General features: G+C 45.6%; 1 protein-coding gene and 1 pseudogene. One reads left to right on the forward strand and one right to left on the reverse strand.

Annotation, left to right across the window (positions count from 1 at the left end):
- Window positions 1–274 precede the first annotated feature (274 nt).
- Window positions 275–3,287, reverse strand: a pseudogene (locus tag DSM107010_RS36790) (Tn3 family transposase).
- A gap of 161 nt (window positions 3,288–3,448) precedes the next feature.
- On the opposite strand from DSM107010_RS36790, the gene DSM107010_RS36795 reads away from it, so the two are divergent.
- Entirely contained in the window at window positions 3,449–4,342 is an 894-nt protein-coding gene (locus DSM107010_RS36795) for a tyrosine-type recombinase/integrase (RefSeq protein WP_106171157.1), read from the forward strand.
- Window positions 4,343–4,809: the final 467 nt, after the last annotated feature.

Consider the following 4,809-nt stretch of genomic DNA (forward strand, 5'->3'; position numbering starts at 1 on the left):
CGGATCGAATTTTCCTGTTAACTCCTTGAGGGGATTTACTTGTTGTAGGAAGTCGTTGACGCGGGTATGGTCTTCATAACCCTGTTTTATCACTCTAGGCAGAAGAAAAGTAGAAATCCGGGTGCGAGTAGCAATGGAACCAAATCTTCCAGCAAGTTTAGCCATGTATATACATAGAAAAAAGCTGATTTTGGGGTAGCTCGTCCTGACGTTCCATGTATATACATGAATAGAAGTCATAAAACTTAAGAACAGAAAACTGGGTTAAGCACTACTAAATCACTTCGTAGTCGTCAGGTGTGTTGGGGTCACGTAAGGGACGAAGTTCCCCGTGTTTTAGTGGTTCTGCCAATGAAAAGTAGTAACGCCCCAACAGATTAATGTGTTTATACCCTAAAGGCGATAGTCGGGCGAGATCTTCTAGCTTTAGGTCTTGTCCAAGCTCACGCAGCTTTGAGCTAGCTGCATCCATGTAACAGGTGTTCCATAATACTATCACGTTTACCACTAGACCAAGTGCCCCAAGCTGGTCTTCCTGTCCCTCTCGATATCTTTGGCGCACTTCCCCACGTTGTCCGTGGAACACAACTCTAGATAAACTATGGCGTCCTTCACCACGATTGATTTGAGTGAGGATGCGACGGCGATAAGCCTCATCGTCGATGTAAGCTAACAAATATAATGTCTTGACAATTCGTCCCAGCTCACCGATAGCTTTAGCTAAAGTAGATGGATTCTGACCCCGCTGCAAAGAACGCATTAACTCAGAGGCGTTTACAGTTCCCAACTTCAGAGAACCTGCTACTCGCAACATATCGTCCCAGTTACAGGCAATTAATTCAGTATTGAGTTGATTCCTCGCCAGTCCATTGAGCACTCCATAGTCCGCTTTCCCATCAATCCGCCAAAAGCGTGCTTCGCCAATGTCTGCAAGGCGTGGGCTGAATTGATAACCTAACAACCAAAATAAACCAAACACTACGTCACTATAGCCGGCGGTATCAGTCATCACTTCCACAGGACTAAGACTGGTTTGTTGTTCTAGCAAGCCTTCTAGTAAGAAAATAGAGTCACGCAAAGTACCAGGAATAATAATGCCGTGGAATCCAGTAAACTGGTCGGAAGTAAAGTTGTAGTAAGTAATACCACGTCCCACCCCAAAATACTTGCCGTTTGAGCCAGCGTTGATAGTCCGCACAGGAACTGTAAAACGTAGCCCATCAGCAGATGCCACCTCACCTCCACCCCAAATTTTTGCCAGCCTAAATTGGGTTTGAGCATCAACTAATCTGGCATTAGCACGGATAAGAGTCTCTTGCCGGATATAGTTTTGCTGTACCCAAGAAAGCCTTCCTCTGGTTAATGCGGGAATATCTGAGCGTACAAGTGGTTCTAGCCCTATGTTGCAGGCTTCTGCCAGTAGCACGGCGCAAACGCTGATGTGTAAATCTTCGACACGAGCATTCGTTTGGCTCAAATGCGTAAACTCGTTGGCGAAACCTGTTCGTGCATGAACTTCCAATAAAACTTCTGGCAAATCGACTTTTGGTAGCATGGCAGCGACTTGCTGTTTGAGTGCGACCAGACTGGATGGTTCATCTAATTTATCCAAACCTGTAAGAACCAAAGTATCGCGCCCTTGTTCCTGCTCGATACGTACTGCTGCATTAGTGGGGAAATTTGCAGATGTGCGACGGTAGACTTCATCGAGTTGCGACGTTAACAACTTTAGTTCCACCTCAAAAGTAGGTGGCAAATTCAAAGTTCGGCATACCCCTGCACGCGCCGATTCCCACGCTGCACCTTGTAAAAGTTTGGCACGGGGGTCGCAATAACGGGAACTTTTAGCTGCAAACACGTCGCGGCGACGCAACGCGGCACGCAGGCATTGTAGAACGCAGAAACTGTAAGCCTTACGATTGATTTCTCCATTCGCTTCTATTACCAACCGTGCCCAACCCTTGTTGACGAGTGCAAGTGGCGCAACGCTCAGCTCTGGTCTAACTTTCCCTTCAATAGAGCGCAGAAATTCCCAAGCCGACAAAATTGGTACAGATGTTTCAGTGCCAGAGAACTCAATAGTTTCTAATAGTTTAGGTAAAAAAATCCGCACAGAAGCGCCAACAGGATAACATCAGATCGTAATACTCGTCCTCAGGGGGACGAGCTAATGCTTTAACTTTGGCTACTGCTTGTGCTAATTGCACCTGATTAACACGAGCAAACACTTCTTTTCTAAGTTCAATATCATCACACTTAGGGTCAAGAATCACCTCGGCAACTTCACTTAGCCGTAGTGCCGCCGCATCCAAATCCTTGATTGTTCGCAAACGTTCTTTCTCTCCCTCGCGCTGGGATTTAGCTAACAAACTTTGAATCAGTAAATCAAGCAAGTCAATTACATCATCTGTGGCGGTAAATTCTAAAACATAAGCGAAGGCAAGTAAAGTCGCAATTCGTCTAGTGTCTGGCATTCGAGCAATAGCTTGCGACCGTGCTGCATTGGCATGACGTGCCAAGATTTTGATGCGAGCCGGAGGTATTTTTGATAAATCTATGTTGCTAATACCTAAAGAACGTACCTCAACTAAGCGATTTAGAGCATTAAAGAGTGATTTGGCACTAACACGGCTTGGGGAATGACGCAAGCGGTCTAAAGTTGAATAACGCTCACCATTGGCAATTAAAAGCAATTTTTCTAGTTGTAACCTTTGTTGCGAATTGGGTTTTTGGGATAAAACCTTCCATAAACGGTTGGCAGCTCGGTCACGGGCACTGGCAATCAGACGGGCTAGAACGCTAACACCAGGTAACAAAATTTTCCGTTCAACTAAGCGGGCAGTAGCAAGGTCAAATAAAAGACTTGCAGATTCTGCACTCAATGTTGCGCGTTGGTACAACCACCGTACCAACCGCCAGTGTTCTGGTTGTTCGCTAAAATCTTTGTAACCATAGCATTGCCGAATCAGGGCAGTATGTTCCCATCTTGCGCCGGAGCTACGATAGCGTTCCAGACTTGTAGTATCACTGATTCCCAACTGTGCCACCAAGTAATCTACTGTGACAATTGGTACATCCGTTGGGTCGCTCAAGAAAGTTCCTAAAAAACGAACTGTGCATAACTGTAAAGCCAAGCCCAGTCGGTTATGGTTGCCACGCCGTCCTTTTATGAGTTCTCGGTCTAGATCGTCTAAGTAAAAATACTTTGCCAGTTGTTCTGGTGATGGTTCTCCTACATAGCACCCGTACCGCCGTTCCTGCTCGGCACTCAAGAATTCAACTGGCATTTACCTATACTGTCACCTTGAATTACAACCACAACTATTCCTGTGATAATGATTTTTACTACAGGAATTTTTCTGGGGTTTTTTGACTATACAACGAATAGACGACCATTACCCGTTTTGGTTATTTTATTGTTATCACAGGAATAATTAGGTCACGGGAGATGAAATCCCCCAACACGAATGAGCTGACTTTAGAGGTAGCGGTAGCAAGTTTTCTGGCTGATTTAGCCCATGCCAATCGCTCGGCTCACACTCGCCGAGGCTATACAACAGATTTGCGAAGACTTTTAAATTTTTACTCGGGGCGACTTACTGCTATCACTACAGACCACATCCGCAAGTTCCTAGATACTTGCACTCACCTGAGTCCGGCAACAGTTGCTCGTCAGCAAGCCACCCTAGCCAGTTTCTTCAACTGGGCTTACTGCCAGGAATTAATCGAGACAAATCCCATGACAAGAATTGAGCGCGTCAAGCTGTCAGCGCCAAAGCTAAATAGCATGGGGCGGCAGCAAATTGAGAAAATTTTGGCTGCTATTCCCAAATCTGAAGCTCGTGACCGATTGCTCTATCGGCTAATTTTTGAAACAGGACTGAGGATAGGAGAAGCACTAGCTGTATATATCGAAGATTTGAACCTGACTACTGATGATGAACACGTCAACGTGGTAGGTAAGGGTGGATTTCGACGCACAGTTCTGCTAGACGATAAGCGATTGGTGGCAATGCTACGCACTTATCTAAAGCAGACAGGATATAAATATGGACCACTGTTTCGTGCTCAGAAGAATGGGCGCGGCGGTCCATTACGTTACCAATCTGTCCAGCAAAAGTGGGCGCTTTGTTGCCAAAAAGCTGGTATAGATTGTACGATTCACCAACTACGTCACGCACATGCGACGGAATTGGTAAACGGTGGGGTAAGTTTGGCTACAATTCGCAAGCGGCTTGGTCATAAAAACTTGCAAACAACCCTACGCTATGCCGAAGAGTCTGATGCTACTGCTGATGCGGAAATCCGGACATGGCGGCGGCAGCGTCATCAGCATTCGTAAACTCTTGCGATGGAAGAGTTGTTCTTTTGGCGCATCAACCAAATCACTCTTCAATAAAGTTCGCCATTGCGGGCAAATATTTCAATCACCTCACTTCGCGTCAGTTGATGTTTCACTGCTATTTCGGCTAGTTTCTCCCAGGCTGTATCCGTAAGCCGGATTGACCTTAATCGTTTAGGCTCTTCTCGATAATCTGGCTCAAACTTGCCCGACTGTGTGCGAGGACGCCTAGACGATTTCTGCCTTGTACCTGAATATCAATCCATTTCATATTCCTCTTCTACTATGTATATACATGGCAAATGAGATTGCTCCTTACTATGTATATACATGATAAAGAGTAACTTTATCCACTTTATTGCCTTAACCCAGTTTTTGGTTCCATTGCTGATACTGTTGGCGAAGTCAAAAAAGGGCAGGCATGGGAAAATACTAAGGTGCTAGCATTAACCCCCATCGATTGGGGA

The organism is Chroococcidiopsis cubana SAG 39.79 (assembly GCF_003991895.1).
GTDB classification, from domain to species: domain Bacteria; phylum Cyanobacteriota; class Cyanobacteriia; order Cyanobacteriales; family Chroococcidiopsidaceae; genus Chroococcidiopsis; species Chroococcidiopsis thermalis.

Coding starts and splice junctions, on each gene's coding strand:
- DSM107010_RS36795 (WP_106171157.1), top strand. CDS start 3,449: ATGAAATCCCCCAACACGAATGAGCTGACTTTAGAGGTAGCGGTAGCA.